This window comes from Methylobacterium aquaticum (assembly GCF_016804325.1).
GTDB lineage: Bacteria > Pseudomonadota > Alphaproteobacteria > Rhizobiales > Beijerinckiaceae > Methylobacterium > Methylobacterium aquaticum_C.
The window spans coordinates 5,308,634-5,327,949 of the sequence record NZ_CP043627.1 but is presented as its reverse complement, the minus strand read 5'-3'; the positions used below and the strand labels follow the sequence as shown (position 1 = coordinate 5,327,949).

At 71.3% G+C, this 19,316-nt stretch carries 17 protein-coding genes; 11 read left to right on the top strand and 6 right to left on the bottom strand.

Going from position 1 to position 19,316, the window contains the following annotated elements; translation table 11 throughout:
• The first annotated feature begins 320 nt into the window (after nucleotides 1–320).
• The 4 genes from crcB to F1D61_RS24285 all read left to right on the top strand — a co-directional run bounded on the left by crcB (nucleotide 321) and on the right by F1D61_RS24285 (nucleotide 5,088).
• On the top strand, nucleotides 321–692 hold the full coding sequence (gene crcB / locus F1D61_RS24300) for a fluoride efflux transporter CrcB (RefSeq protein WP_203154628.1): 372 nt from the start codon (nucleotides 321–323) through the stop codon (nucleotides 690–692).
• Between the two features lie 76 nt (nucleotides 693–768).
• Complete coding sequence (locus F1D61_RS24295; RefSeq protein ID WP_203154627.1) at nucleotides 769–1,074, top strand: SelT/SelW/SelH family protein; 306 nt, start codon at nucleotides 769–771, stop codon at nucleotides 1,072–1,074.
• Between the two features lie 72 nt (nucleotides 1,075–1,146).
• Nucleotides 1,147–3,669, top strand: coding sequence for a sensor histidine kinase (locus F1D61_RS24290; protein WP_203154626.1), 2,523 nt, complete (start codon nucleotides 1,147–1,149; stop codon nucleotides 3,667–3,669).
• A 105-nt stretch (nucleotides 3,670–3,774) separates the two neighbouring features.
• A complete protein-coding gene (locus F1D61_RS24285; protein WP_203154625.1) occupies nucleotides 3,775–5,088 on the top strand; it encodes an adenylate/guanylate cyclase domain-containing protein in 1,314 nt (437 codons plus the stop codon).
• Nucleotides 5,089–5,143: 55 nt separating this feature from the next.
• On the opposite strand, the gene F1D61_RS24280 is transcribed toward F1D61_RS24285, so the two are convergent.
• Nucleotides 5,144–5,377 carry a GcrA family cell cycle regulator gene (locus F1D61_RS24280; protein WP_048430796.1) on the bottom strand — a complete coding sequence of 78 codons (234 nt, stop codon included), beginning with the start codon at nucleotides 5,375–5,377 and terminating at the stop codon, nucleotides 5,144–5,146.
• A 350-nt stretch (nucleotides 5,378–5,727) separates the two neighbouring features.
• Between F1D61_RS24280 and F1D61_RS24275 the strand changes: the two genes are divergently transcribed.
• Nucleotides 5,728–7,374: an inorganic phosphate transporter gene (locus F1D61_RS24275; protein WP_203154624.1), complete on the top strand. Its 1,647-nt coding sequence runs from the start codon at nucleotides 5,728–5,730 to the stop codon at nucleotides 7,372–7,374.
• Between the two features lie 128 nt (nucleotides 7,375–7,502).
• On the opposite strand, the gene F1D61_RS24270 is transcribed toward F1D61_RS24275, so the two are convergent.
• Nucleotides 7,503–8,207 (bottom strand): GntR family transcriptional regulator, encoded by a 705-nt coding sequence (locus F1D61_RS24270; protein WP_203154623.1) that lies wholly within the window; start codon nucleotides 8,205–8,207, stop codon nucleotides 7,503–7,505.
• A 62-nt stretch (nucleotides 8,208–8,269) separates the two neighbouring features.
• On the bottom strand, nucleotides 8,270–8,821 hold the full coding sequence (locus F1D61_RS24265; RefSeq protein WP_203154622.1) for a cupin domain-containing protein: 552 nt from the start codon (nucleotides 8,819–8,821) through the stop codon (nucleotides 8,270–8,272).
• A gap of 166 nt (nucleotides 8,822–8,987) precedes the next feature.
• Here F1D61_RS24265 and F1D61_RS24260 point away from each other — a divergent pair, with 166 nt between their 5' ends.
• Together F1D61_RS24260 and F1D61_RS24255 are read left to right on the top strand one after the other, a co-directional pair.
• Nucleotides 8,988–10,319 carry an aspartate aminotransferase family protein gene (locus F1D61_RS24260; protein WP_203154621.1) on the top strand — a complete coding sequence of 444 codons (1,332 nt, stop codon included), beginning with the start codon at nucleotides 8,988–8,990 and terminating at the stop codon, nucleotides 10,317–10,319.
• Nucleotides 10,320–10,774: 455 nt separating this feature from the next.
• Nucleotides 10,775–13,462: an excinuclease ABC subunit UvrA gene (locus F1D61_RS24255; RefSeq protein ID WP_203154620.1), complete on the top strand. Its 2,688-nt coding sequence runs from the start codon at nucleotides 10,775–10,777 to the stop codon at nucleotides 13,460–13,462.
• A 274-nt stretch (nucleotides 13,463–13,736) separates the two neighbouring features.
• Here F1D61_RS24255 and repC read toward each other — a convergent pair whose 3' ends face one another.
• Together repC and F1D61_RS24245 are read right to left on the bottom strand one after the other, a co-directional pair.
• A complete protein-coding gene (gene repC, locus F1D61_RS24250) occupies nucleotides 13,737–14,882 on the bottom strand; it encodes a plasmid replication protein RepC (protein ID WP_203159250.1) in 1,146 nt (381 codons plus the stop codon).
• 193 nt (nucleotides 14,883–15,075) lie between these two features.
• The gene (locus tag F1D61_RS24245) at nucleotides 15,076–15,273 is read right to left on the bottom strand and encodes a hypothetical protein (protein WP_203154619.1); all 198 of its coding nucleotides are present in this window, start codon (nucleotides 15,271–15,273) and stop codon (nucleotides 15,076–15,078) included.
• A gap of 414 nt (nucleotides 15,274–15,687) precedes the next feature.
• Between F1D61_RS24245 and F1D61_RS24240 the strand changes: the two genes are divergently transcribed.
• The 3 genes from F1D61_RS24240 to F1D61_RS24230 all read left to right on the top strand — a co-directional run bounded on the left by F1D61_RS24240 (nucleotide 15,688) and on the right by F1D61_RS24230 (nucleotide 16,938).
• Nucleotides 15,688–15,981 (top strand): hypothetical protein, encoded by a 294-nt coding sequence (locus F1D61_RS24240; RefSeq protein WP_246775501.1) that lies wholly within the window; start codon nucleotides 15,688–15,690, stop codon nucleotides 15,979–15,981.
• A gap of 76 nt (nucleotides 15,982–16,057) precedes the next feature.
• Nucleotides 16,058–16,534 (top strand): hypothetical protein, encoded by a 477-nt coding sequence (locus F1D61_RS24235; RefSeq protein WP_203154618.1) that lies wholly within the window; start codon nucleotides 16,058–16,060, stop codon nucleotides 16,532–16,534.
• 2 nt (nucleotides 16,535–16,536) lie between these two features.
• Nucleotides 16,537–16,938 carry a hypothetical protein gene (locus F1D61_RS24230; RefSeq protein WP_203154617.1) on the top strand — a complete coding sequence of 134 codons (402 nt, stop codon included), beginning with the start codon at nucleotides 16,537–16,539 and terminating at the stop codon, nucleotides 16,936–16,938.
• Between the two features lie 31 nt (nucleotides 16,939–16,969).
• Here the strand turns inward: F1D61_RS24230 and F1D61_RS24225 are convergent, their stop codons facing one another.
• Nucleotides 16,970–17,335: a hypothetical protein gene (locus tag F1D61_RS24225; protein ID WP_246775500.1), complete on the bottom strand. Its 366-nt coding sequence runs from the start codon at nucleotides 17,333–17,335 to the stop codon at nucleotides 16,970–16,972.
• Between the two features lie 237 nt (nucleotides 17,336–17,572).
• On the opposite strand from F1D61_RS24225, the gene F1D61_RS24220 reads away from it, so the two are divergent.
• Nucleotides 17,573–19,273 carry an IlvD/Edd family dehydratase gene (locus F1D61_RS24220; RefSeq protein WP_203154616.1) on the top strand — a complete coding sequence of 567 codons (1,701 nt, stop codon included), beginning with the start codon at nucleotides 17,573–17,575 and terminating at the stop codon, nucleotides 19,271–19,273.
• Nucleotides 19,274–19,316: the final 43 nt, after the last annotated feature.

The window sequence follows — 19,316 nt, the reverse complement described above, 5'->3', positions numbered from 1 at the left end:
TAATAATTTTGCAACAGTCCCCGACAACAAGAGATTACCCCCGACCACGACCCCAGGAGGACAGTGGAAACAAGTAAAGAGGACTCCAGATAGCGATAGATGATTATTAATAGATAAATATTAATCAATAAGGATAGATTATATACTAAAAAACTGGCATTACCGGTCTATATGCTCCTCTTAAGACCCCGTGCCCGAGCTATCCCTTGCGGCACGCGGGTCACATCTGCGTAGAGCATCGTGGCGTCACTCGGCGCACCATGGCATGAGCGCAACGACGCAGCCGAAGCTACGTGGGAAGCGCGAAAGGCGATGGGGCAGTGAGCTACCTGGTGGTCTTTCTCGGGGCCGGCCTCGGCGGGGCCCTGCGCCACGGCGTCAATCTCTGGGCCGCGCGGGCGGGCAGCGGCTTCCCGTTCGGCACGATGGTGATCAACATCCTCGGCTCGATCATGATGGGCGTGCTCACCGGCTGGTTCGCCGCCCGGGGCGGGGGGCCGCAGGGCTTGCGGCTCTTCCTCACCACCGGCGTGCTCGGCGGCTTCACCACCTTCTCGACCTTCTCGCTCGAGGCCTTCCTGCTCTGGGAGCGCGGCGCGCACGCGGCGGCTCTCGCCTATGTGGGAGGGTCGGTGGCGGCCGGCCTCGTCGGCGTCGGCGTGAGCCTCCTGGTGCTGCGCCAGCTCGCGTGAGGCGGGTGCCGGACGCACCTCGCGCGCGTCGACCCGGTTGACAAGCGGGGGGATCGGGGGCGGAGTCCGCCTCACGATGAGCGACACCGCCCCCCGCCCAGAGGCCGAGAAGCCCCGCATCGCCATCACCTACTGCACCCAGTGCAACTGGCTGCTGCGGGCCGGCTGGATGGCGCAGGAGCTGCTCTCGACCTTCCGCGACGCCCTCGGCGAGGTGGCGCTGATCCCGGGCACCGGCGGCACCTTCGCGATCACCTGCGGCGACGCCCTGATCTGGGAGCGCAAGCGCGACGGGGGATTTCCCGACATCAAGACCCTCAAGCAGCGGGTGCGCGACCGGATCGAGCCCGGCCGCGACCTCGGCCACGTCGACAGGGCCTGACGCCTTGACCATGCCGCGCCGCCGGCGCGCCGCCAGGACGGAGCGCCGGGACAGAGCCATGAGGAGTGCGCCATGATCCGCCGCCGGCTGAACGCCCTGCGGCGGGACGGGCTGTCGACGCAGGTCTACCTCGTCGCCCTGGCGATCGCGCTGATCGGCCCCGGCCTGATCTTCACCGCCGTGCTGCTCGGCCGCTACGCCGCCCTGGAGCGGGTGCGCTTCGAGCAGGATGCCCGCGAGAGCGTGCGCGGCATCGCGCTCAGCATCGACCGGGACATGGCCGGGCTGGTCTCGGTGCTCCAGACCCTGGCGGCCTCGCCGCGCCTGCGCCAGGAGGGTTTCGGGCATCACGGGCTCGCCGGCTTCGAGATCCAGGCCCAGGCGGTGACCGAGGCGACGGGCTTCCGCCTGTCGCTGCGCCGGCCGGACGGCACCCAGCTCGTCAACACCGCCCTGCCCCACGGCGCGCCGCTGCCGCAGGACCCGCATCCCGAGGATGCCGCCGCCCTGGCGACGCGAAAGCCCGTGATCGGCGACGTCCGGGCCGGGGCGCCCGGCCGGGCGCCGACCTACGACGTGGCGGTGCCGGTGATGGTCGCGGGCGTGCCGGCCTACGTGCTCAGCCTCACGGTGCCGGTGGCGCGGCTGCACCAGATCCTGGTCCAGGACCTCGCGCCGGGCTGGACCACCGCGATCATCGACCGCCGGGGCCTGCTGCTCGCCCGCTCGGAGGACCATGCCACCCTCGCCGGCCAGCCGATGCAGGCGTCCTTGCGCGGCTCCCCGACCGGCGCCGCCGGCATCTGGGAGGGGACCGACCGCCGCAAGCGGCCGGTCCTCTACGTCGAGACCACCGCGACCGCCTCGGGCTGGACCGTCGGCGCCAGCATCCCCAGGCAGCAGGTCGAGGCGCCGTTGCATCACTGGATCCTGGCCTTCGGCGGGTTCGGGCTCCTGGCGCTGGCGGTGTCGTCGATCCTGGCGGTGAAGCTGTGGGCGCGGGTCGCCGAGCCGTTGCGCCACCTCGCCCAGGCCGGCGGCGCGCTCGCCGTCGGCCAGCCGGTGCCCCGGGTCTCGACGCCGATCCGCGAGATCCGCCAGCTCGCCGACGTCCTGGCCGACGCCTCGCAGAGCCTGCGCCGGCGCATCGCCGAGCGCGACCAGGCGCTCGAGCAGCAGAGCCGCAGCCTCGCCGCCCTGCGCGAGAGCGAGGCGCGCTTCCGCCACATGGCCGATTCCGCCCCGGCCCTGATCTGGATGACCGACGAGGCCGGCGAGATCGTGTTCGCCAACCTCCATTACGATTACCTGTTCGGCCGCTCGACCGAGACGCTGGCCGGGGGGCGCTGGCGCGAGGTCGTCCACCCGGACGACCTGCCCGGCTTCGCGGCGGCGTTCGAGGACGCCTTTTCGGCACGCAGGCCTTTCCGCCACGCGATGCGGGTGATCGACCGGCACGGGGCGACGCGCTGGATCCTGTGCGAGGGGGTCGCCCGCCTCGACGATCACGGCCGCTTCCTCGGCTATACCGGCTGCAACGTCGACATCACCGAGGCCAAGGACGCGGAGACGGCGCTCCGCGAGGGCGAGGAGCGCCTGCGGCTGGCGCTCGCCGCCGGCCGGCTCGGCACCTGGGAGATCGATCTCGCCTCCGGGCAGCACCGCCTCTCGGCCCGCTCGTCCGAGATGTTCGGGGCGGCCCCGCTCTCGCACGAGGCCTGGACACGCACCGTTCATCCGGAGGACCGGGCCCGGATCGAGGCGGCGCTCGATGCCCTGCTGGCCGGGGAAGCCGAGTACCGCACCGAGTTCCGGATCCGGCCGGACGAATCCCAGCTGCGCTGGGTCAGCGCCCAGGCGATCGTGCAGCGCGATGCCGGCGGGCGGGCGCGCCGGGTGATCGGCATCCACCAGGAGGTGACCGAGCGCAAGCGGGCCGAGGAGCACCTGCGCCTCCTGGTCCACGAGCTGAACCACCGGGTGAAGAACACGCTCGCCACGGTGCAGTCGATCGCGATGCAGAGCCTGCGCGGCCTCGACGGGCCGGTGGGCGCGAGCGCCAAGACGGCCTTCGAGGCGCGGCTGATCGCGCTCGCCCGCGTCCACGACGTGCTCACCCGCGAGAGCTGGGAGGGGGCGGAGCTGGCCGAGGTGGTCAAGGACGCGCTCGCCCCCCTCGACGGGCCGGGCGGGCGCTTCGTGGTCGGCGGCCCCGGCCTGCGCCTGCCGCCCCGCACCGCCCTGTCGATCGCCATGGCGCTGCACGAGCTCGCCACCAACGCGGTCAAGTACGGCGCCCTGTCGGTGCCGGCGGGCCAGGTCGCCCTGTCGTGGAGCGTCGCGGAGGGGCGGCTGACCTTGCGCTGGCAGGAACGCGGCGGGCCGCCTGTCGTCCCCCCGACCCGCACCGGCTTCGGCTCGCGCCTGATCGAGCGCAGCCTCGCCCGCGAGCTCGACGGCAGCGTGAGCCTGTGCTTCCCGCGCGAGGGCGTGGTCTGCACCATCGTGGCGCCGTTGGGCGAACCCGGCGCGGCGCGGCCGGACTCGCGGGAGGACACCGCGCCGGCCCGGCGCCGGGCGGCGGGGCAATCGTAGCCGGAGCCGGAAGTAGGCCGCCCGGTCGATGGCCGCCGGCGACAAGTCTCCCATATCCCTGGGGAAAGCCGAGGGCCCGTCCCGCGCCCGGCGCCGGACCGACCGATGACCTCAGCCCCGACGCCCGTTCCCGCACCCCGCCGGCCGCTCCGCGCCCGGCTCGGCCCCGTGCGCAGCCGGGCCGGGCTGACCACCGCGGGCGCCGCCCTGCTGCTGTTGGTGGGCGCCGCCAACGGATTGCTGCTGGCCTGGCAGAGCACCGTCCAGCACCGCATCACCCACACCCTGTCGGTCGACCGGACCCTGATGCAGGTGCTGGCCGACCTCCTCGACAGCGAGACCGGGCAGCGCGGCTACCTGCTGACCGGCGATCCCTCGTTCCTGGTGCCCTACACCGCCGGGCAGACCCGGATCGCCGCGGAGCTGCCGGTGCTCGATGCCGAGCTGCGCGGCTCCCCGAGCCAGGCCGCCCGCCTCGACGCGTTGCGCCCCGCCATCGCCCGCAAGTTCGCCGAGCTCGACCGCACGCTCGCCCTCGACCGCGACGGCGACCGCGACGGGGCGCTGGCCCTGGTGCGGGCCGGCGAGGGCAAGGCCGAGATGGACGACATCCGCCGGATCATCGAGGGGATGCGGGCCCAGGAGGACGAGCTGCTGCTGGGCTACCAGCGGCACGCCCACGGGATCGAGGCGATGGTGGGGATCGGCAGCGTCGTGTCGGTCGGCATCATGGCGTTGCTCGCGGTGCTGGCCCTGCGCGAGGCGGGGCGGCGGGCGGCCCTGTCGCGCTTCCTGCCGGCCGAGCTGGCGCCGCTCCTGGAGCGCGGCGGCAGCATGGAGCAGGGCGGCGGCCTGCGGCTCGGCGAGCGGCGCCACGCGGCCATCGCCTTCGTGGACATGCGCGGCTCCACCACCATCGCCGAGCGGGCCGACCCCGAGACGGTGGCGATCCTGGTCACGGGGTTCCGCCGCTGCGTCGCCCAGGCCGCCCGGGAGACCGGGGGCGTGATCGACAAGTTCATGGGCGACGGCGCGCTCGTGGTGTTCGGCGTGCCCGAGGCGGATGCGGAGGCCGCCGCGCAGGCGCTGTCCTTCGCGGAGCGGCTGGAGGACGGGGTGGCCGCGTGGAACGCCGAATCGGGCGAAACCCCGGTGCGGATCGGCATCGGGGTGCATTGCGGCGAGGTGTTCGTCGGCGTGGTCGGCGACGACGACCGGCTGGAATTCACCGTCCTCGGCGACGCGGTCAACGTCGCGGCCCGGCTCGAACAGGCGACCAAGACCTTCGGGACAACCACCCTGGTCTCGCAGGCCGCGCTCGATGCGGCGCGGGCCTCCGGCGCGGGATGGCGCGAGGTCAGCCGCCAGCCCCTGCGCGGCCGGCAGGAGGCCTTCCCGATCTACGGCCGGGCGGCCTGAGCACGATGAGGGGAAAAAGGGCGCGGGACGGGGTAGCGGTCCCGGCCGGCCTCTGCTATCGCAGCCGCCCCGGCCGGGTCGGCTCGAAGACGATCCGGCGGTGGAAGGCGCACCAGCTCTTGCCGTCCTGCACCGGCGCACCGCAACAGACCGCACGGTCGTTCGGTTCGCCGATGATGAACTTGCACACGAAGGCGCCCGATTGGGCGAACGGAACCCGGAGGCTCGGAGAGGGCTCCTCGACGGCGTCTGCGGTCACGATATGCGACATGCGCACGAGCTGGTTCATCGGGTACTGACTCGCTGGCCTTCCGTCACCCTCGACCAGAAGGGCACCGGGCCGGTTCGTTGCGGGCAGATCCGTCACCGGATTCTCCACCCATGAGGTCCGCGTCTCCGACGACCCGCTCACACGCGTCGCAGGGGAAGCGGCGTTCATACGAATTTGGGGTTGCGTCTCGCAGAACGCAAGCCCCCTAAGCATTTACGCATGGTTTTCGACAGCCGGAGCGTGTCGCCGGCGGCTCTTTGACGGCTCCCGGGGGGCTCCCGGCCGGCCCTGCGGCGTCATCGACTTGCCATCCGGGCGCCCTATCCTTGGCGGATCGCCGCTGCCGAGAATCCTCGCACAGGTCCCCCATGTCCGACGCCGCCCTCGCCCCCGACCGCGCCGGCGCGGCGCATGGTCACGCCCGGCCCGGCCGCCGGTTCGATCACCGCGTCCATCCGGCGGCGACGATCGCCTTCCTGGCCGTCCTGGCGGCGGGCCTCGCCTATGGCGGCTACAACCTTCTCGCCGACATGCAGCGGGCCGGTCAGCCGCCGCTCGCCGTCGGGGCCTTCGCGTTCCTCGGCCTCGCGCTCCTGATCGCGCTGGCCTTCGAGTTCGTGAACGGGTTCCACGACACCGCCAACGCGGTGGCGACGGTGATCTACACCCATTCGATGCCGCCGCTCGTCGCGGTGATCTGGTCGGGCGCCTTCAACTTCCTCGGCGTCATGGCCTCGACGGGAGCGGTGGCCTACAGCGTCGTGACCCTGCTGCCGGTCGAGCTGATCCTCCAGGTCGGCTCGGGCGCCGGCTATGCGATGATCTTCGCGCTGCTGATCGCCGCGATCGTGTGGAATCTCGGTACCTGGGCGCTCGGCCTGCCGAACTCCTCCTCGCACGCGCTGATCGGCTCGGTGATCGGCGTCGGGCTCGCCAACCAGCTGATGGCGCCGAACCATGCCGCCTCCGGCGTCGCCTGGGGCCAGGCGGCGAGCGTGCTCGAATCGCTTCTCTTCAGCCCCCTCGTCGGCTTCGTCTGCGCCGCAGGGCTGCTCCTCGTGCTCAAGCGCCTGGTGCGCCGGCCCGACCTCTACCGGGCCCCGGAGGGCGAGGCGCCGCCGCCCCTGTGGATCCGCGGCCTCCTGATCCTCACCTGCACCGGCGTGTCCTTCGCGCATGGCGGCAATGACGGCCAGAAAGGCATGGGGCTGATCATGCTGATCCTGATCGGCGCCGCCCCCACGGCCTATGCGCTCAACCGCACCATGCCGGAATCGAGCACGCCCGCCTTCGTGCAGGGCTCGGAGGGCGCCAGCCGGGTGTTTCGCGACCACGCCGGCGGGACCCCGATCCCGGACGCGGCGCGAGCCCGGGCCGCGGTCGGCGAGGCCCTGAAGGCGGACGCCCCCGCCAAGGCGCTCGCGGCGCCGGACAGCGTCGCGGCGCTCGCCGGCCTCGCGGACGACATCGCCGCGCAGGTCAAGAACTACGGCGCGATCCGGCACGTGCCGGCGGAGGCGACGCCGAACCTGCGCGCCGACATGTATCTCGCGAGCGACGCGGTGCGGCTCCTCACCGGCGAGCACTCGCCCTTCGGTGACGCCGAGAAGGCGACGCTCTCGGCCTACCGCCACACCCTCGACGACGGGACGCGCTTCATCCCGACCTGGGTCAAGGTCGTGGTCGCCCTGGCGCTCGGCCTCGGGACGATGGTGGGCTGGAAGCGGATCGTCGTCACGGTCGGCGAGCGCATCGGCAAGCAGCACCTAACCTACGCGCAAGGCGCCTCGGCCGAGGCGGTCGCCGCCGGCACGATCGGGCTCGCCGAGGCGTACGGCCTGCCGGTCTCGACCACCCACATCCTGTCGAGCGGCGTCGCCGGCACGATGTGGGCCAACGGCACCGGCCTCCAGATGGCGACGGTGCGCAACCTGGCGCTCGCCTGGATCCTGACCCTGCCGGCGGCGATCACCCTGGCGGGCGGGTTGTACTGGGGTTTGCGGCAGGTGTTCTGAGGGCCTGCCTGTTTGACTCACCGTTATTGACGCTCTCCGCGTCATTCCGGGGCCGCGTAGCGGAGCCCGGAATGACGCGGAGGGTTCGAGATCTGTAGAGATCAGTTCGAACAGACTCGAACGGTCGCTCAAACCGCCACGGCCGACTTCCGATAGATCTCCACCAGCGAGCGGCCCGCATGCTCGACATGGATCCGCAGCAGGTTCCCCGCCGCCACGATCTCCCCCGCCTCGCACAGGTCGAGGATGGTGGTGTGCTCCATGTCGGCGCGGGCGACGTCGCCGGTGACGGAGAGCTGCAGGCGGGTCGGGCGGTCGCAATCCTGGAGCAGGCCGGCGACGATCGAGAGCGAGCGCGGCCGGCCGGCATGGCGCAGGAGGCCGAGATGGAAGCGCCGGTTCAGCTCGCCCCAATGCTCGACCTGGCCGGCGGCAAGCGCCGCGCTGTACTCGTCGCGCAAGGCACGCAACTCCGAGAAATCCTCCGGCGTCAGGTGACGGGCCGAGAGGATCAGCAATTGCGGCTCGAGGGAGACGCGAAGCTGGAAGATGTCCTCGATCTCCTCGACCGAGAGCCCCGAGACCACCGCGCCGCGATGCGGCACGATCTTGACGAGGCCGCCGGCTTCCAGTTGCAGCAGCGCCTCGCGGATCGGGATCCGGCTGATGCCGAATTCCTCCGCCAGGGCGTCCTGGCGCAGCTGGAATCCCGGCGCCAGGGTGCCCGACAGGATGCGCTGGCGCAGGGCCTCGGCCACCGCCGCCGAGACGGTGCGGTGCCGCAAGCCCTCGGGGGAGGACAGGCCGGTCGTCCGGCGCGCCGTCACGGCCATGCTCTCGTCCTCACTGGTTCACTTGAACGTATATTGTATACGAAACAGGATTGGCAAGGTGCTCAGAAGGTCGGCGGGGTGCAGGCGCTCACCACCTCGCACGGGTTGGGGCCGACGCAGCGGAAGCGATGCGGCCGGCGGCTGGAGAAGTAATAGGCGTCACCCGGCCCGAGCACCCGGCGCTCGTCGTCCACCGTCACCTCCAGCCGCCCCGCGAGCACGATGCCGCCCTCCTCGCCGTCATGGACCAGCGGCACGCGGCCGGTATCCGCGCCCGGCTCGTAGCGCTCCTTGAGCAGTTGCAGGGCGCGGCCGAACAGGGTGTCGCCGACCTGGCGGTAGGAGATCCGCCCCTTGCCGATCTCGACCAGCTCCTCGCTGGCATAGAACGCCTTCTCGGTCCGCTCCGGCGTCAGGGAGAAGAACTCGGCGAGCCCGATCGGCACCGCGTCGAGGATACGCTTGAGGGCGCCGACCGACGGGTTGGTCTGGCCCGATTCGATCAGCGAGATCGTCGAGTTCACCACCCCGGCGCGCTTGGCCAGCGCCCGCTGCGACAGGCCGTGCAGGAGGCGCACGTGGCGCAGACGCGCGCCCACCTCGTCGTTGGTCACCCCGGCTCCCCTGTTGAGGCTGTTGCGGATCCGGCAACACCTTAACCGGATGATCAATTTCGTCAAAGGGTTGGCCCGGGCTAGAAAAGGACTTGTTGCCTGTCCCGGAACGGTCTTGTCTGGCGGCGAAACCGCCCCACACGAGACCCCGCCGGAGCCCCCCGCCATGAACGCCCATCCGCCGCGCCTCAACCGCCCGAGCCTCGACGCCTACTGGATGCCGTTCACGGCCAACCGCCAGTTCAAGGCGGCGCCCCGCCTGCTCGTGGCGGCCGAGGGCATGCACTACACGGCGGATGACGGGCGCACCGTCCTCGACGGCACCGCCGGCCTGTGGTGCGTCAATGCCGGCCACGGCCGCCGCCGCATCGCCGAGGCCGTCGAGCGCCAGCTCTCGACCCTCGATTACGCGCCCTCGTTCCAGATGGGCCACCCGATCGCCTTCGAGTTCGCCGAGCGCCTGGCCGACATCGCGCCGGCCGGCAGCCTCGACCGGGTGTTCTTCACCGGTTCGGGCTCGGAATCGGTCGATACCGCGCTCAAGATCGCGCTGGCCTACCAGCGCGCCATCGGCCAGGGCACCCGGACCCGGGTGATCGGGCGCGAGCGCGGCTATCACGGCGTCGGCTTCGGCGGCATCTCGGTCGGGGGGCTGGTCAACAACCGCCGGATGTTCCCGCTCCTGCCGGGCGTCGACCACCTGCGCCACACCCACGACCTGTCGCGCAACGCCTTCGTGCAGGGCCAGCCCGAGCACGGCGCGGATCTCGCCGACGACCTCGAGCGGCTGGTGGCGCTCCACGGCGCCGAGACCATCGCGGCGGTAATCGTCGAGCCGGTGGCGGGCTCGACCGGCGTGCTGGTGCCGCCCAAGGGCTATCTGGAGCGCCTGCGCGAGATCGCGACCCGCCACGGCATCCTGTTGATCTTCGACGAGGTCATCACCGGATTCGGCCGCCTCGGCGCGCCCTTCGCCACCGATTATTTCGGGGTCACCCCGGACCTCGTCACCACCGCCAAGGGGCTGACCAACGGCACGATCCCGATGGGCGCGGTCTTCGCCACCCGGGCCGTCCACGACGCGCTGATGCACGGGCCCGAGGGCGCGATCGAGCTCTTCCACGGCTACACCTATTCGGGCCACCCGGTCGCCTGCGCGGCCGGCCTCGCCACCCTGGAGATCTACGAGGAGGAAGGCCTGCTCACCCGCACGACCCAGGTCCAGGCGCAGTGGCACGCGGCGATGCACGCGTTGCGCGACTGCCCGCACGTGATCGACATCCGCACGATCGGCCTCATCGCCGGCATCGAGCTGCAATCCCGGGACGGGGCACCGGGGGCCCGGGCCTACGACGTCTTCACCGACTGCTTCGAGAAGGGCCTGCTCATCCGCGTCACCGGCGACATCATCGCCCTGTCGCCGCCGCTGATCGCGGAAGCCGAGCACATCGACACCATGGCGTCGATGCTGGGCGACGCGCTGCGGCGGGCGGCTTGAGCGGGGGCCTTCCGCCCCATCCATCGGGCCTGTCCGGAGAAGACGATGGCGCGGGTGTCCCCTCCCCCGCGGCCTCCGGGCTCGAAGGACGTGAGTCGCGAGCGATGAGGGCGCCGGCCGCCGTCGCGCCATCCACCCGCTGCCGGATCCGCACGGCGGCTCCCGGCGCCAAGGCGCTCGGGCCAAGACGGTCGGGCCAAGACGGTCGGGCCAAGACGGTCGGGCCAAGACGCTCGGCCGGCCCGGCCCGCAAGCGTCGTTCCTGGCGGTGCGGGACGGTTGCCCGGGGCGGGCGGAAACCTCCACACTGCCCCTGGCCGTCACCGGCAATCGCGGCCTGCCTCCGCTCAGGTTGTTGTTGTGTCGCAGATTTTAGTCGCAAAACCGGCAGCCACTTTTGCGAAACCTGCCTAGACCGACGGCCGCGACACACGCATCCCGCGAGACAGCAGCCCATGGACCAGCCGAAGCCCGACGACATCACCAGGACCGGCGCGGGGATCGCCCGGTCGGGAGCGGGGCGGGCCGGCTTCGTCACGGTCCGGGGGGCGCGGGAGCACAACCTGCGCGACGTGAACGTGGAGATGCCGCGCGACGCCCTCGTGGTGTTCACCGGCGTATCCGGCTCCGGCAAGTCGTCGCTCGCCTTCGGCACCCTCTACGCGGAGGCGCAGCGCCGCTATTTCGAATCGGTGGCGCCCTATGCCCGGCGGATGATCGACCAGGTCGGCGTGCCGGACGTCGATGCCATCGAGGGCCTGCCCCCGGCGGTCGCCCTCCAGCAGCAGCGCGGCACGCCGAGCGCCCGGTCCTCCGTCGGCAGCGTCACCACCCTGTCGAGCCTGGTGCGGATGATGTATTCGCGCGCCGGCACCTATCCGCCGGGCCAGCCGATGCTGTTCGCGGAGGACTTTTCCCCCAACACGCCGCAAGGCGCCTGCCCGTCCTGCGGCGGGCTCGGCCGGGTCTACAGCGCCACCGAGGCCTCGATGGTGCCCGATCCGTCGCTGACCATCCGCGAGCGCGCCGTCGCGGCCTGGCCGCAGGCCTGGGGCGGGCAGAACCTGCGCGACATCCTGGTGAGCCGCGGCGTCGACGTGGATACGCCGTGGCGGGACCTGCCGCGGGCGCTGCGGGACTGGATCCTGTTCACCGACGAGCAGCCGCAGGAGCCGGTCTATGCCGGGCTGACCCCGGAGCAGACGCGAGCGGCCCGCCGGCGCGGCCTGGAGCCGAGCTACACCGGCACCTTCACCAGCGCCCGCCGCCACGTGATGCACGCCTTCACCCACTCGCAGAGCGCGCTCATGCGCCGGCGCGCCGCGAGCTACCTCGTGAGCGAGGATTGCGCCGCCTGCCACGGCAAGCGCCTCAAGCCCGAGGCGCTGTCCGTCACCTTCGCGGGCCTCGACATCGGCGACCTGTCGCGGATGCCGCTCTCCGACCTCGCCGAGGCCCTGGCGCCGGCCATCCAGGACGAGTGGCCCGAGGACGACAGCGCGCCGAACACCCTCGACCGCGAGGCGGGCCGGCGGGACCGGGCCGCGCGGGTCGCCGCCGGCGGCTCGGCCCATGCGGCCGCGCCCGACATGCGGGCGACGCCGAATCTCTCGATCGAGAAGCGGCTCGCCGCCCGCCGCCTGGCCGCCGACCTCGTCGACCGGATCGGCACGCTCACGGATCTCGGCCTCGGCTACCTCTCCCTCGACCGCGTCACCACGACCCTGTCCTCGGGCGAGCTGCAGCGCCTGCGGCTCGCCACCCAGCTGCGCTCGCAGCTCTTCGGCGTGGTCTACGTCCTCGACGAGCCGACCGCGGGCCTGCATCCCGCCGACGGCGACGCGATGCACGAGGCGCTCGCCGGATTGCGGGAATCGGGCAACTCGCTCTTCGTCGTCGAGCACGACATCGGGACGATGCGCCGGGCCGACTGGCTCGTCGATGTCGGTCCCGCCGCGGGCGAGCATGGCGGTACGATTCTCTACAGCGGCCCGCCGGAAGGCCTGCGCGAGGTCGCGGAGTCGCGCACCCGCCTGCACCTGTTCGGCCTCGCCGCGCCGCCCGCCCGGCCCCGGCGCGAGGCGAAAGGGTGGCTGCGCCTCGAAGACATCACCCGCAACAACCTGCGCGGGGTCTCCGCCGCCTTCCCCCTCGGAAGCCTCACGGCGGTGACCGGCATCTCGGGCTCCGGCAAGTCGAGCCTCGTCAGCCAGGCCCTGCTCGACCTCGTCGGCGACCATCTCGGCCGCCCGGCCTCATCCGACGACGAGCCCGAGGACCCGCTCGACGAAGCGCCTGCGCCGACGCGCGGGCGCATCGCGGGCGACATCGAGGCGATCCGGCGCCTGGTGAAGGTCGACCAGAAGCCGATCGGGCGCACGCCGCGCTCGAATCTCGCGACCTATACCGGCCTGTTCGACGCCGTCCGCAAGCTGTTCGCCGCCACCCCGGAGGCACGGCGGCGCCGCTACGATGCCGGCCGCTTCTCCTTCAACGTCGCCAAGGGCCGCTGCCCGGTCTGCGAGGGCGAGGGCTTCGTCAGCGTCGAGCTGCTGTTCATGCCCAGCGTCTACGCCCCCTGCCCGACCTGCCACGGCGCCCGCTACGCGCCCGAGACGCTGGAAGTCGCCTGGAACGGTTTGAGCATCGCCGACGTGCTCGGGCTCACGGTCGAGCGCGCCTGCGCGGCCTTCGCCGACGAGCCCTCGGTGCTGCGGCCGCTCGCCCTCCTGCGCGATCTCGGCCTCGGCTACCTGCGGCTGGGCCAGCCCGCGACCGAACTCTCCGGCGGCGAGGCCCAGCGGATCAAGCTCGCCACCGAATTGCAGCGCGGCCAGCGCGGCGGCACGCTCTACGTCCTCGACGAGCCGACGACCGGTCTGCACCCGACCGACGTGGACCGCCTGCTGCTCCAGCTCGACGGCCTGGTCGATGCGGGCAACACCGTGGTGATGGTCGAGCACGACATGCGCGTGGTGGCCGCCGCCGACCACGTCATCGACATGGGCCCCGGCGCCGGCACGCTGGGCGGCATGGTCGTGGCTGCAGGCCGCCCGGAAGCGGTCGCCGCGACGCCGGAGAGCCGCACCGCGCCGTACTTGCGCGAGGAACTGGCGCTCGATGGACAGCGGAGTCCGGATTGAGAGCCCGATTGCCCCGATCGACAGTTTTGACACCCTCCTCGTCATTCCGGGGCCGCGAAAGCGGAGCCCGGAATCCAGAGCCGCCAACGATTCCGGAAAAGCGGCCAGCGTCCCGCTTCGTTCTTGACCAACTGAGCGTCTGGATTCCGGGCTCCGCTTTCGCGCCCTCGGAATGACGTGGTGAGTATGACATCTGCATGGATTACCCAAACAGGCTCTTTGACTTCGGCTGACGTGAGACGGACGGATTTTCCGTGACCGACGGATACCCCCGTTACGTCATCCGCCGGCGGCGCATGGCGAGCAGCTCGGTTCCCAGCTGGTAGCGACCCTCACCCGCCAGGCGGACGAGGCGCCGGAAATAGCCGCCCGGATTGCGAATCCGGTTCCGGCCCGACCCGACATCCTCGTCGTGCAGCTGCGCCACCACCAGCACCAGGACCGCCGCCTCGTACGGTCCCATCGCCGCGCAGGCCTCGGCCCAGGCGCTGGGGTGGGCGCCGATCGTCGCCCTGAGCGTCCGGCCGGCATCGAGGATCTGGTGCTCGTCCCGGATGTCGCCGCTCACGAGATCCCGCACCACCGGGCAGGCCTCGACGACCAGGGCCGGTGACACACCCGCCATCGGCAGCTCGATCCGGCGGGGCGCATCCGCCTTCCCCGACGAGTCCTTGCTCCAAGCCTCGGTAGGAGATCCTTTCTCTGTTTCTACGTGGGGGCACGTGTTGCCGTCACAGCCGGCTGCGTAGAAGCGATCCTCGACCATCCGGCGCAGTTCTCCCCAGGCCTCCAGCACCAGTTCCGGATCGCCGGCGCCGCGCCGGTCGGGCGTGGTCGCGTCGAGACTCGCTTGCGCCTCCGCGAGGTCGGTCACGGTGGCGTCGGGATAGCGGGTCGCGAAGGCCTGCATGGCTTCCGCCACGGCGCGGCGGTGCATCGTCACGAGGTCGAAGGCCCGGCGGCGGCGCTCCCGCGCCTCGGCCCGCGCCTGGATCGCCAGCGCCCAGTCGCCCCGGCGCGCATAGAGCGGGGTCAGGTCGAAGCCGAAGGCGTCGAGGATCGTTCCGTCGCGCGACCGGATCGCGTAGCGCTTGCCGTTGGCGGAATCCTTCGGCGCGATGATCTCCAGGCCGACGAGGTCGCGCAGCGCGTAGCGCACCGCACGCTCCGACAGCCCGGTGCGCGACACCAGGTACTCGTTCGACGGCCACACGATCAGGCGCGACCACTCCTGCTCGCCCCAGGTGGCGACGAGCTCGGACAGGACCAGCCGCAGCGACGGACGCAGGCCGAGGGCCTTTGCCGCCTCGCGGGCCGATGCCGACAATTCCTTGCGCGTGACCGTACGCCCGTCATCGAGGGCGCGTCTCTTCCCTGCGAGGGCGGCGCGCGTCAGCGGCCGGCCCCCGGTCTGAACCATCTCCACTCCACACCTCCTTGGACGGAGGCAAAGCGGGACCGTTCGCCCGAGAGGGCGTCATTGACGAGAAGGTCGGGAACCGCTAGAAGGAGGATGCCAATCCGGTCTTCAAGCGGCGGCTTCCCCAGCCCCCGTTATGAGATCCCAAAAAGCGCCGAGGTCCCCACCTCGGCGCTTTTTTGCTTTGCTGCGTCTACATCTGTTGTCCCACGAAAACCTGCTGGAGCGCGTGGATGATCGCGAGGCGCCGGTTCGGGAACTTGCCCTCACGCACCGCTGCGTCGATCGCCTGCTGCACCTGCGCCGGCACCCAGACATTCGTCTCCGTCTCCCCGGAGGCCTTGCGGGCCTCGCGGAGCTTCTTGACGCGCTGAGACGGGGTATCGGCCATCGCTCTCGGCTCCACGACTCGTAACGTTACGAGTCGTGTCACGAGTCGGGCCTGCGCCGCAACGCGGAGTCGAGATTCGGCGGTGGATGTTAAATTCGATTCACAGACGAATCGGGCGCGGGCCCGCCGCGAATCCTCCTATCGCGTGATCTGGCCTCCCGGCGCCGCTGCACCGGTCGATTCGTGAAGAGTTCCATGCGGGATTCGGGAGAATTGTCGGCAATAGCCTCGAATCGGCGGGCTGGTCTTGGGGGCGGTGGGTTTCACCGGGGTCAACCGGGGTGGCGAGGGGAGGCGCGCCGCCCGTTCCGGAACCGGGGCTCCGCCACGGCCCGGGGGCGGGATCGTCCATCTTGGCCGCTCGACAGCGCATCGGACGTTCGCTAGCTCTGAACCACAGGGAGATCGACGATCATGCGCCGCTTTATGATTGTATTATTATCGATTTCTGCCGCGATGTGCAGCCCGGCCTGGGCACGCTTGAGTGTGGACGACCTCGCCTCCACCTGGCCGCGGGCCTCGGCGACCGACAAGATCGATTTCGCGACCCGGATGGGCAAGGCGATGGTTTCGCTTTCGCCCGAACTCACCCGCGATTACTTCATGCGCTGCCTGGAGGAGACCGCCAACATCGGCGATACCAAGGCGCTGACGCTGAGCGACATGGTCCGCACCTGCGTGGCGTTGCAGGCCGGCCGGGACGATTAGGGTCGGCACGATCGGAGCCTCCTCCGGCGGAGGGGATGCGGACAATCCGAGGGTCCAGAGATCGGAGAGGCCTGAAATGAGGCGTGGCCCGCTCGCGTCGTTCACCCTCGTCGCCGCGCTCGCCGGTGCGCTGATCACCCAGTCGCGATGGTCCGGGACCGAGCACCCGGCTTCGACTGCGGCGGCGATCCCGGCCGCACCGCGGGAATCGGGGGCGAGCCTGTTCTGCGAGTTCACCGGCGTTGCCGATCCGTCGCCGCTGGTCGGCTTCCATTTCGAGGTCGGGACCCCGCGGCCCTCGCCCACCTTCGCGCTGGTGTTCCGGCGCGAGCGGGACGGCTCGCAGACGGAGTTCGGCGGGGCGGAGGGGCCGTCGCCGGTCTGGACCTTCGACGGGTCCGACAGCCCGGCGGTGATCCGGTCGCCGGAGGACGACACGCAGATCAATCTCTATGGCTACGAGCCCGGACGGACCGGGACGGTCTGGTTCGAGGCCGGGTTGCGCAGCATCCGCGACAAGAATCTCGGCGGCCGCTGCCGCCAGAGCGCATGACCATGCGGATCTCCTCCCTCCTCCGGCCGGCCTTCGCCGGTGCGCTCCTCGTCGCGGCGGCGAACGGGCCGGCCCGCACCCAGAGCGTGGTCGACGGGTCGGACGCCGCGATCGGCCCGGAGAGCACGGCGCGTCTCCTCGTCCTCGTCCGCGAGACCCTGCGCAGCCCGGATGCCAGGGTGACGGCCCTGCGCCAGGGGCGGGACGGGGCGATCTGCGGTGCCGTCGAGCTGCGCAACCGCATGGGCACCTATACGGGGGCCCGTCCCTTCGTGTTCGAGCCTGCCTCGCGCTTCGTCGGCCGGCTGCCCGAGGGCCCGGAACTGCGCAATCCGGCGAGCGTCGCGGATTACGCCGCGATGGAACGGGCGAAGCGGCTGTTCTCGCAGAACTGCGCCGAGTGATGCGAAAGGTCGTTCTCAACGACCGCCGGTATCATTCGTCCAGGCACAGCCGGAAATAGTTCTGGCGAATCGCCTCCTTCTCGGCGAAGCCCGGCGAGCGCGGATCGAGGAGTTCGGGGCCATCCGGGACGCGGCCGAAGGTGCCGGCGGCGAGATCGACCAGGAAGCCGCGCTCGCCCGTATAGAGGCCGTCGCGATTCTTGACGTTCACGGACCCGCAGACATGCGAGGCTCCGCTCCGCCGCAGGACCGTGACCTTGGCGTCCGGGCTGTGCAGGTCCTGCCGGATCAGGGCGAGGACGCGCTGGGTATTGGCCGGGCCGATCGCCGCATCCGAGCCGTCCTCGACCGTCTGGGCGAGCGCGGGCATGGCCAGGATCAGAGCCAGGATCGGCACGCTGCAGCGCAGGGTCCGACCGAGCCGGCCCCGCGAATCCGAGAGGTGTCGCGTTCCGCAATCCGGCACCGGTCCCGCCATCCTTCCCGCGCGCGGACGCACGGTAGGGCGCCCGGCCCCGCCGGGGCAAGGGGCCGGCGGCGGGACGGGGAGAGGTCCATCGCGGGAGGCTTCGTTGACACGCCTCCCCCCGGCCGTAGAACCGACCGCAACGAGTAGACCGGGAGGGAGACGACCATGGCCAAGGGGCTGCGCAAGGGACTGACCAGCTACGGGGATGCGGGCTTCTCGCTGTTCCTGCGCAAGGCCTTCATCAAGGCGGCGGGCTATTCCGACGACGCCCTCGACCGGCCGATCGTCGGCATCACCAACACCGCCTCCGACTACAATCCCTGCCACGGCAACGCCGCGCAGCTGATTGAGGCGGCCAAGCGCGGGGTGATGCTGGCCGGTGCGATGCCGATGGTGTTCCCGACGATCTCGATCCACGAGAGCTTCGCCCACCCGACCTCGATGTACCTGCGCAACCTGATGGCGATGGACACCGAGGAGATGATCCGGGCCCAGCCGATGGACGCGGTGATCGTGATCGGCGGCTGCGACAAGACCCTGCCGGCGCAGGTGATGGCGGCGGCCTCCGTCGACCTCCCGACCGTGGTGATCCCGGTCGGGCCGATGGTGGTCGGTCATCACCGCGGCGAGGTGCTCGGCGCCTGCACCGATTGCCGCCGCCTCTGGGGGGCGCACCGGGCCGGCGAGATCGACGAGCAGGAGATCGAGGTCGTCAACGGGCGCCTCGCACCGTCCGTCGGCACCTGCATGGTGATGGGCACCGCCTCGACCATGGCCTGCATGATCGAGGCGATGGGGCTGGCGCTCCCCATGGCCGGCACGATTCCGGCCCCTCACGCCGAGCGGATCCGCCTCGCCGAGGCGAGCGGCGCCGTTGCCGCCGCGATGGCGAAGACCGGCGGCCCGCGCCCGAGCCAGATCATGACCAAGGCCTCGATCCGCAACGCGCAGGTGGTCATGCAGGCGATCGGCGGCTCGACCAACGGGGTGATCCACCTCACCGCCATGGCGAACCGGGCGGGCATCGACCTCGACCTCGCGAGCCTCGACGCGATCGGCCGGGAGGTGCCGGTGCTCGTCGACCTCAAGCCCTCGGGCGACCATTACATGGAGCATTTCCACCATGCCGGCGGCGTGCCGAAGCTGCTCGCCGAACTCGGCGACCTGATCGATCTCGATGCTCCGACCATCACAGGCCGGACCCTGCGCGAGGTGGTGGCCGATGCCGAGGACGTGCCGGGCCAGACCGTGATCCGCTCGCCCAAGCAGCCGATCAAGCCGGTCGGCGCCATGGCGGTGCTCACCGGCAACCTCGCGCCCCGCGGCGCGCTCATCAAGCATTCGGCGGCGACGCCGCGCCTGCTCCAGCACGAGGGGCGGGCGGTGGTGTTCGACTCGATCCCCGACATGGCGGCGCGGATCGACGATCCCGACCTCGACGTGGCGGCGGACGACGTGCTGGTCCTGCGCAATGCCGGGCCGAAGGGGGCGCCGGGCATGCCGGAGGCCGGCTACCTGCCGATCCCGAAGAAGCTGGCGCGGGCCGGCGTCAAGGACATGGTGCGGATCTCCGATGCCCGGATGAGCGGCACCGCCTTCGGCACCATCGTGCTGCACGTCACGCCCGAGTCGGCGGTGGGCGGGCCCCTCGCCCTGGTTCGCACCGGCGACCGCATCCGGCTCGACGTCGAGGGCCGGCGCATCGACCTCCTGTTGGACGAGGCCGAGCTGGCGGCCCGGGCCGCCGCCCTCGACGCCCCGGCGCGCCCCGACTGGGCGGCCCGCGGCTATGCCCGCCTGTTCCACGACACCGTCACCCAGGCCGACGAAGGCTGCGACTTCGACTTCATGCGGCGGGAGGGGTGATCGCCGGGGCGGATTCCGAAAAAAGGCGGGGCGCGCGAACCTT

Bases quoted from the DNA above. Each gene is read 5' to 3' on its own strand.
- F1D61_RS24295 (WP_203154627.1), top strand. From the start codon at position 769: ATGAGCGACACCGCCCCCCGCCCAGAGGCCGAGAAGCCCCGCATCGCC.
- F1D61_RS24290 (WP_203154626.1), top strand. From the start codon at position 1,147: ATGATCCGCCGCCGGCTGAACGCCCTGCGGCGGGACGGGCTGTCGACG.
- F1D61_RS24285 (WP_203154625.1), top strand. From the start codon at position 3,775: ATGACCTCAGCCCCGACGCCCGTTCCCGCACCCCGCCGGCCGCTCCGC.
- F1D61_RS24280 (WP_048430796.1), bottom strand. From the start codon at position 5,377: ATGAACCAGCTCGTGCGCATGTCGCATATCGTGACCGCAGACGCCGTC.
- F1D61_RS24275 (WP_203154624.1), top strand. From the start codon at position 5,728: ATGTCCGACGCCGCCCTCGCCCCCGACCGCGCCGGCGCGGCGCATGGT.
- F1D61_RS24270 (WP_203154623.1), bottom strand. From the start codon at position 8,207: ATGGCCGTGACGGCGCGCCGGACGACCGGCCTGTCCTCCCCCGAGGGC.
- F1D61_RS24260 (WP_203154621.1), top strand. From the start codon at position 8,988: ATGAACGCCCATCCGCCGCGCCTCAACCGCCCGAGCCTCGACGCCTAC.
- F1D61_RS24255 (WP_203154620.1), top strand. From the start codon at position 10,775: ATGGACCAGCCGAAGCCCGACGACATCACCAGGACCGGCGCGGGGATC.
- repC (WP_203159250.1), bottom strand. From the start codon at position 14,882: ATGGTTCAGACCGGGGGCCGGCCGCTGACGCGCGCCGCCCTCGCAGGG.
- F1D61_RS24245 (WP_203154619.1), bottom strand. From the start codon at position 15,273: ATGGCCGATACCCCGTCTCAGCGCGTCAAGAAGCTCCGCGAGGCCCGC.
- F1D61_RS24240 (WP_246775501.1), top strand. From the start codon at position 15,688: ATGCGCCGCTTTATGATTGTATTATTATCGATTTCTGCCGCGATGTGC.
- F1D61_RS24235 (WP_203154618.1), top strand. From the start codon at position 16,058: ATGAGGCGTGGCCCGCTCGCGTCGTTCACCCTCGTCGCCGCGCTCGCC.
- F1D61_RS24230 (WP_203154617.1), top strand. From the start codon at position 16,537: ATGCGGATCTCCTCCCTCCTCCGGCCGGCCTTCGCCGGTGCGCTCCTC.
- F1D61_RS24220 (WP_203154616.1), top strand. From the start codon at position 17,573: ATGGCCAAGGGGCTGCGCAAGGGACTGACCAGCTACGGGGATGCGGGC.